The following is a 1,155-nucleotide window of genomic DNA, read 5'->3' on the forward strand; positions in this document are numbered from 1 at the left end:
ACTTCCTATCTTACCAGTTTTGAAGCTTCAAGATTCCTGGCGAGCATCTTCTGGGGAACAATAGCTGAAGGCCGTCCAGCAAAGCCTGCAATGGCTTCCTGAACAACTCCAGCAGCAGGGAGATCCCCACGCGGAACACACTGCGGGCCAGACGGCCATGGTTCTTTTTGCGAATGTGGACCCTTTCACCCAATTTCACCGCCCATACGAATACCACCGCCAGCAAGCACACCAAGCGCTCTAGGTGGCGAGGATCGGTCATGTGGGTGTTCTCCAGCCGAAAACCTAACGATTTCATGTTCTTGAACAGGCATTCAATCCGAAACCTTTTCCGATATCGTTCGAGTAAAAGCTCATCTGAAACGCTAGAAATCACAATGACCCTTTCGCCTTCTGGACTCAAGGTAGCCTGAGTCCACACAGGAAGGCCTGCAAGCAGCACATCATGGACCACCTCGCTGACTTCGCTGGACCTGAGATCTTCAAACCAAACTTTGGCCTGAATATCGTCCAGGTGCATGTTTTCTCGAATACGGAGAGTAAAAGGGACCTCGTGTTCGACCAGGAAAGTCAGCCAGGGTTCCCCGATGAATTCCCGGTCGGCCAGCAGCATGCCGATGCGTTCTATGGGCAGCATGTGGAAGAGCGCTTCCAGTAGGTCCACGCGAGCTTTGGTGCTGGAGTTTCCTGAGTGATTTAACGTTGTCCAGCACAGTGGTAAAGCTGTGTTAGTGGAAGGCTGAAGGACGGCCAACATTAAAATGTTGATTGGTGTTTGGCCCAGGTCCCAATTGGTACGGTCAAGAATGAAGGTAAGCTTTTCGTTGTCTGGCAAGCTGTTCAGCAGATAAGTTGCAGTATGGTGCTGGCTGAGAGGGTGGGTAGAGAAGAAACGTTCGACCCGTCTTAACTTAGAGGGATTCTGGGCTTCTCCTGGGAGGCGATCAGCGATACTCTGCTGGATGACGTGTTTACCCTCTAAAGTGGCTTGCAAGACGTGACCGAGGGTATCGAGGTGGTTCTTACGGTAGGGAAAGTGTTCCCTGAGGGGCCGGGTTAGGGTATGCTGGTTGCTGCCAGACGGGGTGTAACTCATAGCAGATTTACTGTACCAGTCTGGCTTTCTTACGCCTCAAACAAACTGTCGGGTACTCA

General features: G+C 51.8%; 1 protein-coding gene. It reads right to left on the reverse strand.

Annotated features, from left to right (window positions below):
* Window positions 1–10 precede the first annotated feature (10 nt).
* Window positions 11–1,096 (reverse strand): IS4 family transposase, encoded by a 1,086-nt coding sequence (locus DC3_RS28800; RefSeq protein WP_146892281.1) that lies wholly within the window; start codon window positions 1,094–1,096, stop codon window positions 11–13.
* Window positions 1,097–1,155 lie beyond the last annotated feature (59 nt).

The sequence above is a fragment of the Deinococcus cellulosilyticus NBRC 106333 = KACC 11606 genome, from assembly GCF_007990775.1.
GTDB lineage: Bacteria > Deinococcota > Deinococci > Deinococcales > Deinococcaceae > Deinococcus_C > Deinococcus_C cellulosilyticus.